Here is a 16846-nt window from a genome sequence, read left to right as displayed (position 1 = left end):
AGTTCTACCAAGGAAGGAGACAGGGCCTTATTACGGAGATATGAGAATGACAACAACCCGATTACCTCTTCTTAAAGAGGACAAGCCTAAGAAAAAAATGAGCCGTAAGATTACGGCGATCCTTCTGCTACTGTTCACTGCACTTCTTGCTGTGATTTTTTTTAGATCGTCTATTAGTCACATTACAGTGATAGATTTTCAGGGAAGCAAGTATTCTACTAGTGAAGAATTACTCTCGCAAAGTGGAATTCATATAGGTGGACAATTCTTTGCCGTTTCTACGAAGTCTGTGGAACAATCTCTGCTGGAGCTTAAGACGGTTAAGGCCGTGGCCGTAAAGAAGGATTTTCCCGGGGTAATCACAGTGAAGATTGAAGAATTCCCTGCGGTGGCCTATGAACTGGAACAGGGTGGCATCTTGAAGGCGATTCTGTCGAGTGGAGCTGCAGTGCCAGTAAATGATACGGGGATAGCCGTTGAGAAGCCCATATTAACTAACTGGGATCCGGACGATCCGAATAAGGCTAAGCTATGTCAAGCGTTAGCAAGCATTACTAATGAATTGACAAGTGATATCTCTGAGATTGTTCCGTCGCCAACTTTGTCATTTCCGGATCGTATCAAGCTCTATACTAGATCCCGTTTCGAAGTGATCACATCCATCTCTTTATTGAAGAGCAAAGTGTCATACTTGAATCAGGTAATAGAGACAAAGGAGCCTGGACTTATCACGATGCTTGAAGCCGATTCGTATGTTCCTTTTCAGGTCGAAAGTGAGGAGCAAAAGGGCGATGAGCAAAAAGATGTGCAAGAGTAGAGTAGAGGTCAATAGTCCCTACTAATAGAGTTCAAAAAATGCTACAATCGGATTTACGGGCAAGAAGCTATATCCCTCTTTTTTCTTCGATTTTTTTGAAATATAATACTATATATGGTTAGTAATAACCAAAAAGGCTTATATTTCTTGTGATAATTATCATTCTTATAAAAAATTATGAGTAACTAATCACATTTAGGGATGTTGGAATATTATTCCGTTCAAAAAATTTGTAGAAAAAAGAGGGAAAGGGTTAGGTATGTTGAATATGTACAGAGAAGTTTCCCGGGACCGGGATAAGGTTATGCAAATTATTTCGATTATAACAGGAGGTGCCATAGGACTTGAGCAACAATGACATCATTGTTAGTTTGGACATCGGTACATCCAAAGTTCGGGCAATAATTGGGGAAGTTACCAATGGAACCTTTAATATTATTGGCGTTGGATCTGCTGATTCGGAAGGAATACGTAAAGGCGCGATTGTAGATATCGACCAAACTGTGCAATCGATCAAAAGTGCTATAGATCATGCAGAGCAAATGGTGGGTATTCAAATATCAGAGGTTTATGTAGGCATTTCCGGTAATCATATTGGCCTGCAATCCAGCCACGGTGTCGTGGCCGTTCAGAATGAGGATCGTGAAATCGGTGAGGATGATATCGATCGCGTTATTAAAGCTGCGGAAGTCATCGCTATGCCTCCGGAGCGAGAAGTGATTGATGTTGTTCCTAAACAATTTATCGTCGATGGTCTCGAAGGTATTCAGGACCCGCGCGGAATGATTGGTGTTCGTTTAGAAGTGGACGCAACCATCGTTACGGGTGCTAAGACGCCAATACATAATCTACTGCGCTGTGTTGAGAAATCAGGGCTGAAAGTGAAGGATCTTGTGCTGATGTCTCTTGGTGCTGGTGGATTGGCGCTTTCCAAGGACGAGAAATCGATGGGATCTGTTCTGGTTGATATCGGTGCCGGGTCGACAACGATAGCCATATACGAAGAAAGTTCCCTTTGTGCAACCTCTACGATTCCGATCGGCGGAGAATTTGTAACAAATGACATTGCATACGGACTACGTACACTTACTGATCAAGCGGAGAAAGTAAAGCTAAAGTATGGTTGCGCATGGATTGACGATGCAGCCTCTGACGTTGTCTTCAAGGTGCTGCGCATTGGCAGTAATGTAGAGAAGGAATTTAACCAAGAGGATTTAGCGGCAATTATCGAACCACGGGTGCAAGAAATCTTCCATCTGATTAAACAGGAAGTGAAACGGCTTGGTTACAGTGAACTACCTGGAGGTTATATACTAACGGGTGGAACTGTTTCGATGCCTGGCGTATTAAAGGCGGCCCAGACTGAATTGGCCGCATCTGTACGCATCGCTGTACCGGATTATATCGGTGTACGGGACCCTGGGTTTACCGGAGGTGTTGGTATCCTGCATAATGTTGTCCGTAGCTTCCGTGGAAGAAGCAGTGGTGGAAGCAGCAACAAAAAGACGGTCAACCGGAGTAAGCAGAACGCCACTCCAAATCAGGAAACGGCTCAGAAGACCGGGTTTGTCGAGCGTCTAAAGAACATGTTCAGCGAGTTTATATAAGTGTAAGTCCAGATATACTTGGACCGGCCATCCAAGCACATTGAGGGGGAGATGGAACTATATGTTAGAATTTGATTTTGAAATGGAGAGCTTGGCGCAAATAAAAGTCATCGGCGTAGGCGGCGGAGGTAGTAATGCTGTCAACCGGATGATTGAAAACGGCGTTCAGGGTGTAGAGTTTATTACGGTTAATACAGACGCCCAAGCGTTGCATATGGCCAAATCGGAGCACAAGCTGCAGATTGGGGACAAGCTAACCCGCGGTTTGGGTGCAGGCGCCAACCCTGAAGTCGGTAAGAAAGCAGCGGAGGAATCCCGTGATCTGATTTCGAATACCCTTAAAGGTGCAGACATGGTGTTTGTTACTGCAGGAATGGGTGGCGGTACCGGTACAGGTGCTGCGCCAGTTATAGCTGAAATTGCTAGAGAGTGCGGAGCCTTGACTGTGGGTGTAGTTACTCGTCCGTTCACCTTTGAAGGAAGAAAACGTTATAACCAGGCAATGCTTGGTATCGAAGCTTTGAAAGAAAAAGTCGACACGCTAATCGTCATTCCAAATGACCGTTTGCTTGAGATCGTTGATAAGAAAACACCGATGTTAGAAGCTTTCCGTGAAGCAGATAATGTTCTCCGGCAGGCTGTTCAAGGTATCTCTGATCTAATTAAGGTTCCTGGTCTAATTAACCTTGACTTTGCGGATGTGAAGACCATCATGACCGAGCGCGGTTCAGCGCTCATGGGTATTGGTATCGCAAATGGTGAGAACCGTGCGTCAGAAGCCGCACGCAAAGCCATCATGAGCCCACTCTTAGAAACGTCTATTGAAGGTGCTCGTGGCGTAATTATGAACATTACGGGAGGATCCAACCTCTCTCTATACGAAGTGAATGAAGCGGCTGAGATCGTTACATCCGCCTCTGACCCTGAAGTGAATATGATCTTTGGTGCGATTATAGATGAGGATCTGAAGGATGATATCAAAGTAACAGTAATTGCTACTGGCTTTGAACATAAACCTTCGCCTGAAACTCCAGGACGTCGTCCGGTCTCGACGAATAACGAGCCTGCGGCAGCACCGGATAAGAGCGCAGCAAATTTACGTCCTTTCGGCAATCAGAGTTCTTCTGACCAGCTCGATATTCCGACGTTCCTGCGTAATCGTACTCGGGGCAACAACGATTAATTAAAGAGAATCAAGTTAATACGAGAACACCGTATCGCTTAGCTAATTAGCTATGGCGGTACGGTGTTTTTTTTTTGAAATAAAAGATCCGAAAATTCCATGAAGAAGGAATAAATCCTCAGGCGCTATAACTCGACAAAAAAACCGCAAGAATGCCCCCCAAGTTTAGACAGACTTTGAAAGCGAGACTTTCTATACTAATCATATCGTCCAAAAAACAGAGCCTGATCCAATTTGGCTAGAGGATAGATTCCGCCATTAAGCAGGTGAATGCACTGGTTGTTTATATTGACTTGATATTCGCCGCCAATCTAGTGATCGACGGAATTCTTTTGTGGCTGACAGGCTGGATGGTTAAGCTGAGAATCTCATGGTGGCGTTTAATCGTCTCAGCTCTCGTTGGCGCACTGTATGTAGTGATGATGTTTGTACCGGAGCTGTCTTTCATGTATACCTTCCTTATCAAGTTTGGATTGTCGGTAGTTATGTTATGGATTGCCTTTGGTTTTGGGAGTCTGCAAAGCTATCTTCGCACTATGGGAGCTTTCTATATTATCAATTTTGCAGCCGCAGGTGGAATTGTTGGTATTCACTATTTGCTGCAGAGCTCCAGCGACATTTGGAATGGTATTATGTTCACTGCTTCAGGAGGGCATGCCTACGGCCTAAAGATCGGCTTTTGGTTTGTCATTGCAGTATTCCCCCTGGTGTTAATCTGCTTCAAGGCAGTGCATTCTTCACGAATCAGAAGGGAGCAGCTTGAAACCTATATCGGTGAGGTGGTTGTTGAAATTGATGGTGTAAGTGTTTCCTGTCCTGGCCTGTTAGACACAGGTAATCGTCTCTGTGATCCTTTGACCCGCATACCGGTGATGGTGATGGAATCGACGCTCTGGGAGGGGCATCTGCCTGCTGCATGGAAAGGGAGACTCACTCAGGATGGTGCGGACAAACTTTTGCTAGAAACGGACGGGCAGTCGTTTGCTTGGCAGGATAGGATGCGACTAGTACCTTACAGGGGGATTAACCGAGGGGCATCATTTATGCTCGCACTGAAGCCAGACCTTGTGACGATAAAGCTCGGTGAAGATATCTTTTATAGTAAAAGAGTCTTAATTGGGCTGGATGGCGGGACACTCTCAGGAGATGGAGCCTATCGGGCGGTCATACATCCAGATTTAACTCAAAAAGAGAGCGCCACTGATGCAGCACTACCTTCCTAATCTTTAAAGCTAGCTGAACCAAACTTCTGATGGCTGAAAGCGGGAATTAAAAGCTTTATACGCTAACCGTGTACTTCTTGGAGGAGGAACAATAATGGTCAAATGGAAAATTGCTCTGCAGCTGCAATATTACCGCATGCTGTTTCTACTGGGGTTGAAGAGTCAGGAAATCTATTATATCGGCGGGAGCGAGGCTCTACCTCCACCGCTGACACGGGAAGAAGAAGAGTATCTGCTTCAGCGGCTATCCAGCGGCGATGCAGCTGTTCGTGCGATGCTGATTGAGCGTAACCTGCGCCTCGTAGTGTATATCGCTCGTAAATTTGAGAATACCGGAATCAATATTGAAGACCTGGTTTCGATAGGGGCTATCGGATTAATTAAGGCGGTTAACACTTTTGATCCCGAGAAAAAAATAAAACTAGCAACTTATGCATCACGTTGCATAGAGAATGAAATTTTGATGTATCTGCGGCGTAATAGCAAGACACGGAGTGAGGTTTCTTTTGATGAGCCTCTTAATATCGATTGGGATGGTAATGAATTGCTGCTCTCAGACGTATTAGGAACGGAAAATGATACCATTTATCGGAACATTGAAGAACAGGTCGATCGCAAGCTGCTGCAAAAGGCGCTGGAAAAGCTGAGTGAACGGGAAAGACTCATTATGGAGCTGCGTTTCGGACTGCGTGGGGGCGAAGAAAAGACACAAAAAGATGTGGCGGATCTGCTCGGAATTTCCCAATCTTACATTTCTCGTCTGGAGAAACGAATTATTAAGCGGCTGCGTAAGGAGTTTAACAAGATGGTATAAGGTGAAATTAGCAAGGAATAAAATGGCCAACCCGGGAGATAATGTACAGTAATGTTTCTCCTTGGGAGGTAAATCATCATGACCCGTAATAAAGTCGAGATTTGCGGTGTGGATACTGCTAAGCTGCCTGTTCTAACGAATGTGGAAATGCGGCAACTGTTCACTTCGCTGCAGCAGCAGGGCGAGCGATCCGCCAGAGAGAAATTGGTAAATGGTAATCTTAGGCTTGTTCTAAGTGTTATCCAGAGGTTCAATAATAGGGGGGAATTTGTTGACGATTTGTTCCAGGTAGGCTGCATCGGTCTGATGAAAGCCATCGATAATTTCGATTTATCACAAAACGTTAAGTTCTCCACATATGCGGTTCCGATGATTATTGGTGAGATCCGCCGTTACTTGCGTGATAACAACCCGATTCGAGTATCGCGTTCACTCCGAGACATTGCTTACAAGGCGCTTCAGGTACGCGATAGTCTGACTAATCAGAATTCGCGGGAACCGACGATATTCGAAATCTCTGAAGCACTTGGTGTACCGAAGGAAGATGTAGTGTTTGCCCTTGATGCTATACAGGATCCAGTGTCCTTATTCGAACCGATCTATCATGACGGTGGCGATCCTATTTATGTAATGGACCAGATTAGCGATGATAAGAATAAGGATGTGTCGTGGATCGAAGAAATCGCCTTACGTGAAGCGATGCGTAAGTTAGGTCAAAGGGAGAAACGAATTTTATCCATGCGGTTTTTCGAAGGGAAAACACAGATGGAGGTCGCAGATGAGATTGGTATCTCACAGGCACAGGTCTCACGTCTAGAGAAATCTGCGATTCAGCAAATGCAAAAACATGTGAAGTCTTAAATTGTCTGAATGAGGAGATATCCAGAATCCGTGATAAGGATTTTGGATGATCTCCTCTTTTTATTGTTTAAGCTTAGCCTCACTTTGCAGGGATATTTCAGGCATGTGGCCAAGCTTTCATAACATATATTGGACTATAGGTCTGATTGTACAGGGGTGGTGAAATGAACGAGGATTATTTAGGATCAGCTAAAAAGATGAAAATCTCTGATTTTCAGACTAAAGACGTTATTAATATTGTGGATGGCAAACGACTAGGCCAAATCAGTGACTTAGAGCTTGATTTACGCCGAGGTGTCATCGATGCCATTGTAATTCCCGGCTACACACGGTTTATGGGTTTGTTCGGAGGAGGAACGGATCTGATTATTCCATGGCGAAATATTGTCAAAATCGGGTCTGATGTAGTGCTTGTGAAGATTGAAGAATCAAGAATGCCTCAAGGGCAGGATGAACGAGAAACGATGTATCTGGAACGAGGGGACCGAGGCGAACGGCGCACTTATTAATTAGGTGCGTTTTTTGTTTTTTATAAAAGAATTGGAGTGCATCGCATAAAAAGCTGTTAATTTGAGGTTTTAAGCTTAAACGCATTTTGTGGGGGTATTTACATGTGGTACACTTAGGCGGAGGTGAGGATATGGAACCGTTTGTGCAGGGGAAGGAAACACTTATGCTGCTCCATCTGGAGCCTTGGTGTGTGGAGCATAAAGAAATTACAGCAGGGTTTACAGGTAGACAGGGAGGGGCTAGCAAAAAGCCTTATGACAGCCTGAATTGTGCATTTCATGTTGGGGATGCTCCGGAAGATGTCTTAACGAATCGTAGGACGCTTGCGGAAGCTCTTGATTTCAAGCCGGAAGCTTGGACTTGTGGGGAACAAACCCATGGAGTAGAAATAGCAGTGGTAAGGGAAGCCGATCGTGGTCGGGGCCAAAAGGATAGAGCCTCGGCATTTCAGACAACCGATGGCTTGCTTACAGATGTGCCGGGTGTATTGCTTACTTCTTTTTATGCGGATTGCGTGCCTCTTTACTTTTATGATCCAGTGCACCGAGTCGTCGGTCTTGCGCATGCTGGCTGGAAGGGAACTGTGGCCCAGATTGCAGCCGCGATGGTGAGTAAAATGGAGACCGTTTACGGCAGCCATCCGCAGGATATCATTGCAGCGATCGGACCCTCCATTGGGGACTGTTGTTATGAGGTGGACGATTATGTGATGAAGCATGTCCGTCAATTGGAGGGTGATTTGAGCAAGCCGACAGAAACAGCCGATTCTGTAGGGCTATACAGAACATCTGACACAGATGAGAACAAATACATGCTAAACTTGAAAGAAATGAATCGACGCATTATGATTAAAGCAGGAATATTGCCGACTCATATCGAATGTACTTCTTGGTGTACAAGCTGTAATCAAGATTTGTTCTTTTCTTATCGTAAAGAAAATGGGGTTACAGGCAGGATGACGAGCTGGATCGGAATAAAGGAGAGTTGAAAGTTGGCTTTAACACTGCAGGAGAGAATTGCTGAAGTAGAGGAACGTGTAGCACGTGCCTGCGCGGCAAGCGGCCGGGATCGAAATGACGTCAAGGTAATTGCAGTGACGAAATATGTTTCTCTGGAAATGGTGTCCTCCGTATTGGAGGCAGGCCTAGAGCATATTGCCGAGAGTCGCTGGCAGGATGCTGAGCACAAATGGAAGGTTTTAGGGGACCAAGGGACATGGCATTTTATCGGGCATTTGCAGACCAATAAGGTTAAAGACGTTATTGGCAAGTTTCAATATATACACTCTTTAGACCGGATATCCCTGGCGCAAGAATTACACAAAAAGGCGATTGCCGCAGATCAAGAAGTGAATGTCTTTCTTCAAGTAAACATCTCTGGAGAAGATACGAAATTTGGTCTGTCGCCTGAGGCGGTACCGGGATTTTTGCGTGAAATTGCCAGTCTCGACCGTGTAAAAGTAATTGGACTAATGACGATGGCACCTTTAGAAGGTGATCCGGAGCTTACCCGCCCTGTATTTCGCGGACTTCGTGAGCTGCGCGATGCGCTCAATCAACTTGCTTTGACACCTGAGCCGATTACGGAGTTATCCATGGGAATGTCGAATGATTTTGAAGTGGCGATACAGGAAGGAGCCACCTGGGTACGCCTAGGTACGGTGTTAGTAGGCCATTAGGAGGGATCGTGATGAGCGTTATGAACCGATTTATGAGTTTTTTGGGCTTGCAGGAGGAAGAGGAAATTGTGGAGCGGGAGCGTATTTCCCAAGATGAGGATGAATATGAGCCAGCCCCTGTCGAAACCCGCAAAAATCAAAGGGGCAACGTTGTCAGTATCCATTCGCAGAAGAATGTAAAAGTTGTACTCTATGAGCCGCGTTCGTACGATGAGGCACAGGAAATTGCGGACCATCTCCGTTCTCACCGGACGGTAGTGATTAATCTTCAGCGTGTCCGTAATGATCAGGCAATGAGAATTATTGATTTTCTTAGCGGAACCGTTTATGCCCTTGGGGGAGGAATCTCTAAAATTGGGGGCAATATATTTATGTGCACGCCAGATACCGTTGAAATTCAAGGTGCCATTACAGAAATCCTAGGTGACGATCCAGACTATAACAGAATGAGGTGAATGAGCTTTGCTCCAAATTGATTACATTATTGATATGCTGTTTAATATTTATTTTTACATGATTATTTTCTACGTACTGATGTCGTGGTTACCAAATGTTCGTGAGAACTTTATCGGAGAACTGCTGAGCAAGCTTGTTGAGCCGTATTTGACACCATTTCGTCGGTTTATTCCGCCACTCTTTGGTACGCTTGATATTTCCCCGATCATAGCACTGCTTGTCTTAGAATTTGCGGCAGGTGGACTCAAATCCATTTTGCACTTAATTTTTTAGGCAGAAGTGATGAAGACAGAAGTTTACGGGCATTTTCATCCCGATGAAAGACAATTTGTGGACAAGGCTTGGGAATGGGTTACCCATGCTGGAGAATATCATGAGACGAAACTGACCGAATTTCTAGATCCGCGCCAAGGATTTATTCTGCAAAGTCTCGTCAATCGGCATCCAGATGTTATCGTCAGATGGGAAGGCGGCCACCCTGAGGCAGAGCGGAAGCGAGCACTCATTGCGCCTGATTATCGTGATCTGGAACATGAGGACATGGAGCTGAAGGTTCTTGCGATAACCTCTGGTGAGCAAAAGTTTCTGGCGCTAGAGCATGGGGACTACATGGGCTCTATTCTGGGTGTTGGAGTAAAACGTGGCAAAATCGGTGATATTCATGTTCTGGACGATGGTTGTCATGTGGTAGTAGCTGCTGATATTGCAGATTATTTAGCCATGAATTTAACTGGAGTTCATCGAATACAGGTGAGCACGGAGGTACTGCCACTTTCTGCCTTGCGTAATAGTGAGGTGAAGCTGGAAATGATGGATTTGACTGTAGCGTCCCTACGATTGGATGGCATTGCCGCAGATGTAACACGGCTTAGCCGAAGCAAAATTCTTGCTCCCATCAAGGCTGGACGCGTTCGGGTAAATTGGAAAGTGGAAGAAGACCCTTCCTGCGGACTTAAAGATGGTGACATGGTATCTATTCAAGGATTTGGTCGATTCAAGGTTCTAGAGGTCGGTAGTTTGACGAAAAAGGGCCGATACCGTGTTCAGGTTGGTAAATTTGTGTGAATCCCTTGCAGGAATCCGGCTTTACTTGTCGAAATTGATTATTTCGAGGGAATCAAACATTTTTAAAGCAGGACGCCGATATTTTATAGAAGAGGCGAACCATGAATGGCAGTTGGAGCGTTGATATAATCCTCTGCCTTTACTTGAAGTACAGTCTTGCTTCTTTGTCTGCTGCGCAGGGTTGGTTCAGAGACTTAGAAGGTCCGAAATTTCTAGGAGGTGCACAGCATGCCATTAACACCGCTCGATATACATAACAAGGAGTTCTCTCGGAGACTTCGCGGTTATGATGAGGACGAGGTCAACGAATTTCTGGATCAAGTCATTAAGGATTACGAAAGTGTCATCCGTGAGAACAAAGAGCTGCAGAATCAGCTTTTGTCCATTCAAGAGCGTTTAGATCATTTTGTGAATATTGAAGAGAGTTTATCGAAAACGATCTTAGTCGCTCAGGAAGCGGCGGATGATGTGAAGAACAACTCCAAGAAGGAATCGCAGCTCATTATCAAGGAAGCGGAAAAGAACGCGGATCGGATTATTAACGAAGCGTTATCCAAATCCCGTAAGGTTGCTATTGAGACTGAAGAATTGCGCAAGCAAGCTTCGATCTATCGCACTCGTTTTCGCACATTGGTGGAAGCACAGCTTGAGCTGTTGTCTCAGGATGACTGGAATGCCTTGGAGAGTCGTGAGGCAAGCGAGAGCGTAACTTTTAAGGATGATGTTCTACATCGTATCTGATGCATTATGACGATTGAATGCTGATTTGGTGTGTGATTAGGCCAGATCTGGGGCTTAATGGTCTTCGATCAGATTAGAGGGAATTCCCTCTAATTTATAATTTCATGCTAAATCGGCTAAATAGAGGGAGTTATTCCCTCTATTTTTATTTTCCGCTAAAATCGATCATAATAAAGTATTCAGCCTACACTGGTATACTCCTAATTGCGGATTTCGCTAGCGGTTGTTGACATTTAGACTTAAAAAGTCTATAAATAGAACATATCTGTATAATGTTTATATGTATTCGATGACGGGACAAGTACGACAAGGTAACGTTCTCCAGAGAGTCGGCGATTGCTGAGAGCCGATTGTTCGAACCCTGCCGGAAGATCTTCCCCTAGAAGTTAAGCTGAAGCGTTGATCGTGCGTAAGCTTAGCCGTCTGCCGGACGTTACACCGGACCTGTGCATGAGATTTACGCACAGGACTGAGATTGTGCTGAATACATTCCCCTTAAGGATGTGCTCATGCGCAGAATTAGGGTGGTATCGCGAGCGTTGTCTCGCCCCTTTGGGGGTGGGATGACGCTTATTTTGTTGTTCCGGGGTGGCCATCCCCCTAAATCCCCCTTTCTAAGGGGGACCCCAAGGGCTGCCGCCCTCTGGACACCGGCAATGTAAAGCCTCGTGCATATAGGTACGGTGGTGGAAGCGAACGGACTCATGTGGCTGAAGGAGCGGCCCTTCTTAGGCTCCCCTGGCGGGTTAGCCTGCGGGGCCTTCACTGCTAGAGCAGACCGGCGTTTCACTCGCCGCTCCATGTGGCACCCCGAGCCAGTGCTGCCCTACGGGATCGCGGCTCGGATGCCTGAGATAAAGCGTGCCGCTTACGGCTTTACAGACTAAACCATGAAAGGATTGACCATCACATGCAAAAAGTAGATGTCAAAGAAAAAGCGCGGGCAAGAGATGTCCGCATACTGAAGAAATGGAGCGACGAAAATACGTTCCGTAAATCCATGGAGAATCGTGAAGGACGTCCGAACTATGTATTTTACGAAGGTCCTCCTACAGCCAATGGTGCTCCGCATATCGGGCACGTGCTGGGCCGTGTAATCAAGGATTTCATCGGTCGTTACCAAACGATGAAAGGCTACCGCGTGGTTCGTAAAGCCGGCTGGGATACACATGGTCTGCCAGTAGAACTAGGTGTACAAAAGAAGCTTGGCATCTCCGGCAAACAAGAGATCGAGGAATATGGCGTAGAAAAATTCATTCAGGAATGTAAAGACAGCGTCTTTGGTTATGAGAAGCAATGGCGCGAGTTTACTGAGGGTATCGGATACTGGACGGATCTGGATAATCCTTACGTAACTTTGGATAACACGTATATCGAGAGCGTGTGGAACATCTTGGCTACTGTGCATGACAAAGGATTGCTCTACCGCGGACACCGCGTTAGTCCTTACTGCCCTAGCTGCCAGACTACCCTAAGCTCCCATGAAGTAGCCCAAGGCTACAAGACCGTCAAGGATCTCAGTGCGACTGCAAAGTTCAAACTGGATGACAGTGGAGACTACGTACTAGCTTGGACGACTACACCTTGGACGCTGCCAGCGCATATGGCATTAGCCATGAACCCTGACATGGACTATGTACGTGTACAACAAGAAGATGGTATCTACATTGTTGCCAAAAATTTGGTGGAGGAAGTAATGAAAGGCGAGCACACAGTCCTTTCTACACATAAAGGTTCCGAGTTTATCGGCAAAACTTACGCTCCTCCATTCGGATACATCAAGGCAGAGAAAAGCAATGTCATCGTAGGTGCTTCCTTCGTTACAGATTCCAGTGGTACAGGGATTGTTCACATGGCACCAGCGCATGGCGAAGATGACTACAAGACTTGCCGCGAGAACGGCATCAGCTTCGTGAACGTGGTTGATAACTCCGGTAAGTATACGGATGTAGTGTCTGATTTTGCTGGACGCTTCGTGAAGGATTGCGATTTGGATATCGTTAAAGCTTTGTCTGAAAAAGGACTGCTTTACGGCAAAGAAAAATACGAGCACAGCTATCCGTTCTGCTGGCGTTGTGATACACCACTCTTGTACTACGCAACAGACAGCTGGTTCATCAACACTACAGCGATCAAAGATCAGCTGATTGCTAATAACAACAGCGTAGATTGGTATCCTGAGCATGTACGTGAAGGCCGTTTCGGGAAGTTCCTGGATGAACTGGTGGACTGGAATATCAGCCGTAATCGTTACTGGGGGACACCGCTTAATGTTTGGGTATGTCAAGAAACGGGCAAAGAGTTCGCTCCACACAGCATTGAAGAACTAAGAGCGATGGCGATTGGCGATGTACCTGAGGATATCGAGCTGCATAAGCCTTTTGTAGATAAGATCAAGCTGCGCAGTCCTTTCAGCGAAGGTGCAGAGATGGTTCGCACACCGGAGGTTATCGATGTTTGGTTCGATAGTGGTTCGATGCCATTTGCGCAAAGTCATTATCCATTTGAGAACGAGGATAAGCTGAATGATCAATATCCAGCAGATATGATCTGTGAAGGGATCGACCAGACACGTGGATGGTTCTATAGCTTACTAGCTGTATCTACCTTGTTTAAAGGTAAAGCTCCATATAAAGCTGTTATTGCTCACGGTCATATCCTTGATGAGAATGGTCAAAAAATGTCCAAATCAAAAGGCAATGTTATTGATCCTTGGGATATCATGAACGATTACGGCACGGATGCTTTCCGTTGGGCAATTCTGTCCGATAGTGCACCGTGGAATAACAAACGTTTCTCTCGTGGTCTTGTAGGGGAAACCAAATCCAAAGTTGTAGATACACTGGTGAATACGCATGCGTTCTTGACGCTTTATGCAGGCATCGATGGTTATGATCCTGCCGATCATCCTTTTAAAGTGTCGGAACATAAGCTGGACCGCTGGATTTTGTCCCGTCTGAACAGCTTGATTCTTTTGGTAGACAAAGGACTTGCAGTAAATGACTTCGTGAATACATCCAAAGGTATTGAGAACTTTATAGATGAGCTGAGCAACTGGTATATCCGTCGTTCCCGTGACCGTTTCTGGGGTAGTGGTCTAGGTGAAGATAAGCTGGATGCTTACCGTACACTGACTCATGTGCTTTTAAAGACCGCGTCTTTGATGGCTCCATTTACACCGATGTTGTCTGAAGATATCTTCACGAACCTTGGCGGCGGAGAAAGTGTGCATTTAGCAGATTATCCGGTTGCTGATGAAAGCTTGATCGATAAAGAGCTGGAAGAGGATATGGAAAGTGCGAGACAAATCGTTGAGCTGGCGCGTAATGTGCGTAACGAAACAGGCATTAAGAATCGTCAACCGCTGTCTGAGCTGATCGTTTCGATGAACCGCGACTTTCATTTGGCTGAGTATGAAGAGATCATTAAAGACGAGATCAACATCAAGAACATCGTGCTAGAGACTAGCGACAGTGGATTTGTTGACTTCACACTCAAGCTGAATCTTAAAGTTGCGGGTAAAAAATACGGTAAAAACGTCGGCTTCCTGCAAGGCTTCCTGAAAGCTTTGGATAGTGACTCCACCCGCAAAGCGGTGCAAGACGGCTCAATCGCGATTGCGACACCAGAGGGAGAAGAGCTGGTGATCACTTCTGATGAGCTACTCGTTGAAAAAGAAGCTAAAGCAGGTTTCGCTGCAGCTTCCGGATATGGAATTACGGTTGCGCTCAATACTGAAATCACACCTGAGCTTGAACAAGAAGGCTGGGTTCGTGAGATCATTCGTGCGGTTCAAGATTACCGTAAACGTTTGGATCTGCCGATCGAGAAACGGATCGCACTCACGCTGAATGTAGACGATGAGCTTAAAGCAGCAGTTACAGCCTTTGAGAATGTATTGCGAGACAATGTACTTGTAACTACGGTTGATTTTGGCGGAGAACATGCTTTTGAATCGGTAGATGTCGGTGGTAAATCCATCGGTATCCATATTGGAGCGTAAATCTGCATTACCTGTCCCAAAACAGCATATACTAGCGGCACAAGTGTAAACAGAGAACTTCTGTTTATGCGGGAAATATAGTCTTTATATTTCGCCCGCAAAAATAACGAGCCCCGTGCTCAAGGAGATTCATTCTCTTTGACCGGGCTCGTTTACTTTGTGGCGAATATAGACGTATGAGAGGAGCTGTGGCTGTGGAGGATCAGAAGAACAGAATCTCCGTCAAGACATCCGACAACAAGAACAGCCCAGATAAGGGAGCGGAGAAAAAGGTTATTCCTGAGGAAAACCCTGAGCGTTTAACAGCAGATCATCGTAATCCAGAAGATATTCCACTGGAAGAAAAAATGAATACGATGTATCGATTAACCTTTGAATGGGCTAATATATTGGAGAAATCACGAATTTATCAATATACAGAGCTGTTACATTCACCTTGGACTTTAATTTGGAAAAATATCTTATATGGAACGGCTCGTGGCGTTGGGATCGCGCTAGGCTTTACTTTTTTTGCAGCAACGATCATTTATGTCCTTCAGGGGCTTGGAGCCTTGAATCTGCCGATCATCGGAGATTATATTGCGGATATTGTACGAATTGTACAGCGTCAGCTGGAATTCAAATAGCTTTTAAAAGTGGTCTTTACTCCGGTTGTAGGGTGATTAGGGTTCGGTCTATTTTCTTAGGTGGATTTACCCAGCCTTGGGCTTCTACGTTTCTCCTCAGTCCGTATCTTTCGTTCTTTAATCTTTGGAGAGGGCTGCACTGCTTTTTTTTCTTGTGTATGATACGCAAACCTCTCATTAATAATAAATATCGTCTATCATCTTCATGACTGAGTTTCTGTACATTTTTAAAATACTCCTGATTCACTTACGTTACACTCCTTGTATGTCGATTTCAGCATCCGTTAGATCAGTTTACCAGCTGAATCTGAACATTTTCTTAACAAAATGACATAGAGCAGAAAAAATAAAAAAACAGCGGGCCATTCCATCATGATACTGGAACCGCGCGCTGTTCATTTTCTTGTAGCGACAATGCTTTTACTCCTCGCCTTCGAGTGGATCAAGCATGAAACTTCCCTCGTCGCTATCCTTATAACGCTCGTAGCTACGTCCCGGCACTACCATTAAATGATTACCTGTAATATCGGTAGCGATAAAGTTCTCCCAAGGCTCCACACAGCCTTCCAGCTCATCCGCTTCAATTTCCATATCATTATAGGAGTCAATATTATTGCCCTCCGCCATAGCGGGGGAATTGGAGCTGCCATAGCTTTCTACAATCTGCCAGGCATCCTCACCATCAAAGCCATTTTGATCCTCTCGTTCATCGAGACTAGTCCGCCCAAATGGAGGAGATAAAAATTCTTCTTCAATGGGCCGAGTAAAGGGTGCATTTTGACGTGGGGCGTGCTCTTTAGAATAAAGTGTGGAGGGAATGGCGGATAGACGCTCAAAAGGGATCGGTTGACCGCTAGCCTTACATATCCCATAGGTGCCTTCATCCATAGCGTTGAGAGCAGCTTCAATATCATCCAGCTCATGCTCGTCCCGCTCTAGCAGTGAAATATCCATGGAGCGGTTATACAAATCGGTGGCTGCATCTCCTGGATGGTTGTCATTCTCGGAAAGTTCTCCGGTGCCATCCCGCATGGATTCCTGTAAGCCGTAATTTTCATTATTCTGAAGCCTGTGCTGAATAGTATCACGGTCTTTTTCTAATCGGGCGCGCAGCTCTGAGAGCTGCTGTACTGTCAGGTGCGTCATGATGAGTAAGCTCCTTTCTGTACTTTTTCTAAGAATCCTTCCGACTAACCGATTTGCACCGGATGGTTCTTTGTTAGGTTGACCTGAGAGGCGTTATTTTAGCGATGGAAAATAGT

General features: G+C 45.5%; 16 protein-coding genes and 1 other annotated feature. Of the genes, 15 read left to right on the top strand and 1 reads right to left on the bottom strand.

What is annotated here, in order from left to right; all coding sequences use genetic code 11:
* Positions 1-46: 46 nt before the first annotated feature.
* The 15 genes from MHB64_RS23445 (at position 47) to MHB64_RS23375 (ending at position 15584) form a co-directional block, all read left to right on the top strand.
* Positions 47-817 carry a cell division protein FtsQ/DivIB gene (locus MHB64_RS23445; protein WP_094873070.1) on the top strand — a complete coding sequence of 257 codons (771 nt, stop codon included), beginning with the start codon at positions 47-49 and terminating at the stop codon, positions 815-817.
* A 344-nt stretch (positions 818-1161) separates the two neighbouring features.
* Positions 1162-2424, top strand: coding sequence for a cell division protein FtsA (ftsA, locus tag MHB64_RS23440; protein ID WP_094873069.1), 1263 nt, complete (start codon positions 1162-1164; stop codon positions 2422-2424).
* A gap of 61 nt (positions 2425-2485) precedes the next feature.
* Positions 2486-3607 (top strand): cell division protein FtsZ, encoded by a 1122-nt coding sequence (gene ftsZ, locus MHB64_RS23435; protein ID WP_094873067.1) that lies wholly within the window; start codon positions 2486-2488, stop codon positions 3605-3607.
* A 275-nt stretch (positions 3608-3882) separates the two neighbouring features.
* The gene (spoIIGA, locus tag MHB64_RS23430) at positions 3883-4830 is read left to right on the top strand and encodes a sigma-E processing peptidase SpoIIGA (RefSeq protein WP_094873089.1); all 948 of its coding nucleotides are present in this window, start codon (positions 3883-3885) and stop codon (positions 4828-4830) included.
* A 91-nt stretch (positions 4831-4921) separates the two neighbouring features.
* Entirely contained in the window at positions 4922-5644 is a 723-nt protein-coding gene (sigE, locus tag MHB64_RS23425; protein ID WP_028530613.1) for an RNA polymerase sporulation sigma factor SigE, read from the top strand.
* Positions 5645-5722: 78 nt separating this feature from the next.
* A complete protein-coding gene (gene sigG, locus MHB64_RS23420; protein WP_036683631.1) occupies positions 5723-6505 on the top strand; it encodes an RNA polymerase sporulation sigma factor SigG in 783 nt (260 codons plus the stop codon).
* A 197-nt stretch (positions 6506-6702) separates the two neighbouring features.
* Entirely contained in the window at positions 6703-7014 is a 312-nt protein-coding gene (locus tag MHB64_RS23415) for a YlmC/YmxH family sporulation protein (protein WP_341135480.1), read from the top strand.
* Between the two features lie 131 nt (positions 7015-7145).
* Entirely contained in the window at positions 7146-8003 is an 858-nt protein-coding gene (pgeF, locus tag MHB64_RS23410; RefSeq protein ID WP_341135479.1) for a peptidoglycan editing factor PgeF, read from the top strand.
* Positions 8004-8006: 3 nt separating this feature from the next.
* A complete protein-coding gene (locus tag MHB64_RS23405; protein ID WP_341135478.1) occupies positions 8007-8693 on the top strand; it encodes a YggS family pyridoxal phosphate-dependent enzyme in 687 nt (228 codons plus the stop codon).
* Between the two features lie 11 nt (positions 8694-8704).
* A complete protein-coding gene (locus MHB64_RS23400) occupies positions 8705-9148 on the top strand; it encodes a cell division protein SepF (protein ID WP_094873064.1) in 444 nt (147 codons plus the stop codon).
* 34 nt (positions 9149-9182) lie between these two features.
* A complete protein-coding gene (locus MHB64_RS23395; RefSeq protein ID WP_060622150.1) occupies positions 9183-9422 on the top strand; it encodes a YggT family protein in 240 nt (79 codons plus the stop codon).
* Positions 9423-9431: 9 nt separating this feature from the next.
* Positions 9432-10214: a YlmH family RNA-binding protein gene (locus tag MHB64_RS23390; RefSeq protein ID WP_094873063.1), complete on the top strand. Its 783-nt coding sequence runs from the start codon at positions 9432-9434 to the stop codon at positions 10212-10214.
* 228 nt (positions 10215-10442) lie between these two features.
* Entirely contained in the window at positions 10443-10955 is a 513-nt protein-coding gene (locus tag MHB64_RS23385) for a DivIVA domain-containing protein (protein WP_076299650.1), read from the top strand.
* A 280-nt stretch (positions 10956-11235) separates the two neighbouring features.
* Positions 11236-11510 (top strand) — a binding site (T-box leader).
* A gap of 355 nt (positions 11511-11865) precedes the next feature.
* Positions 11866-14958: an isoleucine--tRNA ligase gene (gene ileS / locus MHB64_RS23380; RefSeq protein WP_094877673.1), complete on the top strand. Its 3093-nt coding sequence runs from the start codon at positions 11866-11868 to the stop codon at positions 14956-14958.
* 335 nt (positions 14959-15293) lie between these two features.
* A complete protein-coding gene (locus MHB64_RS23375) occupies positions 15294-15584 on the top strand; it encodes a DUF5665 domain-containing protein (protein WP_373455841.1) in 291 nt (96 codons plus the stop codon).
* A 420-nt stretch (positions 15585-16004) separates the two neighbouring features.
* Here MHB64_RS23375 and MHB64_RS23370 read toward each other — a convergent pair whose 3' ends face one another.
* A complete protein-coding gene (locus MHB64_RS23370) occupies positions 16005-16730 on the bottom strand; it encodes a molecular chaperone DnaK (protein ID WP_094873058.1) in 726 nt (241 codons plus the stop codon).
* Positions 16731-16846: the final 116 nt, after the last annotated feature.

Source organism: Paenibacillus sp. FSL K6-2859 (genome assembly GCF_038008265.1).
Classification (GTDB): domain Bacteria; phylum Bacillota; class Bacilli; order Paenibacillales; family Paenibacillaceae; genus Paenibacillus_AQ; species Paenibacillus_AQ nitricinens.
Note: the sequence above shows the minus strand (reverse complement) of the source record. Positions and strands in the feature narration are given on the sequence as shown.

What these genes read in the sequence shown, in the direction of transcription:
- MHB64_RS23445 (WP_094873070.1), top strand. Translation starts at nt 47, where the DNA reads ATGACAACAACCCGATTACCTCTTCTTAAAGAGGACAAGCCTAAGAAA.
- ftsZ (WP_094873067.1), top strand. Translation starts at nt 2,486, where the DNA reads ATGTTAGAATTTGATTTTGAAATGGAGAGCTTGGCGCAAATAAAAGTC.
- sigG (WP_036683631.1), top strand. Translation starts at nt 5,723, where the DNA reads ATGACCCGTAATAAAGTCGAGATTTGCGGTGTGGATACTGCTAAGCTG.
- MHB64_RS23415 (WP_341135480.1), top strand. Translation starts at nt 6,703, where the DNA reads ATGAAAATCTCTGATTTTCAGACTAAAGACGTTATTAATATTGTGGAT.
- pgeF (WP_341135479.1), top strand. Translation starts at nt 7,146, where the DNA reads ATGGAACCGTTTGTGCAGGGGAAGGAAACACTTATGCTGCTCCATCTG.
- MHB64_RS23400 (WP_094873064.1), top strand. Translation starts at nt 8,705, where the DNA reads ATGAGCGTTATGAACCGATTTATGAGTTTTTTGGGCTTGCAGGAGGAA.
- MHB64_RS23395 (WP_060622150.1), top strand. Translation starts at nt 9,183, where the DNA reads ATGCTGTTTAATATTTATTTTTACATGATTATTTTCTACGTACTGATG.
- MHB64_RS23390 (WP_094873063.1), top strand. Translation starts at nt 9,432, where the DNA reads ATGAAGACAGAAGTTTACGGGCATTTTCATCCCGATGAAAGACAATTT.
- MHB64_RS23385 (WP_076299650.1), top strand. Translation starts at nt 10,443, where the DNA reads ATGCCATTAACACCGCTCGATATACATAACAAGGAGTTCTCTCGGAGA.
- ileS (WP_094877673.1), top strand. Translation starts at nt 11,866, where the DNA reads ATGCAAAAAGTAGATGTCAAAGAAAAAGCGCGGGCAAGAGATGTCCGC.
- MHB64_RS23370 (WP_094873058.1), bottom strand. Translation starts at nt 16,730, where the DNA reads ATGACGCACCTGACAGTACAGCAGCTCTCAGAGCTGCGCGCCCGATTA.